This window comes from Shewanella sp. T24-MNA-CIBAN-0130 (assembly GCF_040310185.1).
In the GTDB taxonomy this organism is placed as follows: domain Bacteria; phylum Pseudomonadota; class Gammaproteobacteria; order Enterobacterales; family Shewanellaceae; genus Shewanella; species Shewanella psychromarinicola.
Genome location: NZ_JBEOPP010000577.1, coordinates 1 through 234 on the forward strand (window position 1 = coordinate 1; position 234 = coordinate 234).

Sequence of the window (234 nt, forward strand, 5' to 3'; positions counted from 1 at the left end):
TGATTGAAATATGAACTCCTGTGTATTTGGCATCTGACGTTGTATCGCGTTATTTAATGACTCTGTCGCTAACGCTGCATTGTGTTGGCTTGATAAGGCATACCAAACGATTTCTTTGGTCCCTAAATCAAGTACACAGGCTAAATAACTCCACCCCTGATGTGATGTTATATCGGTAATATCACCCACCCAATGGGTATTATACGTCGTAGGGTTACACTGTCGGCTCAGCCA

Annotated in this window: 1 protein-coding gene; it reads right to left on the reverse strand. The window is 42.7% G+C overall.

The window, feature by feature from the left end; translation table 11 throughout:
- Positions 1-234 (reverse strand): DDE-type integrase/transposase/recombinase (locus AAEZ02_RS23570; RefSeq protein ID WP_351125682.1); only part of this gene is annotated, 234 nt, incomplete at both ends.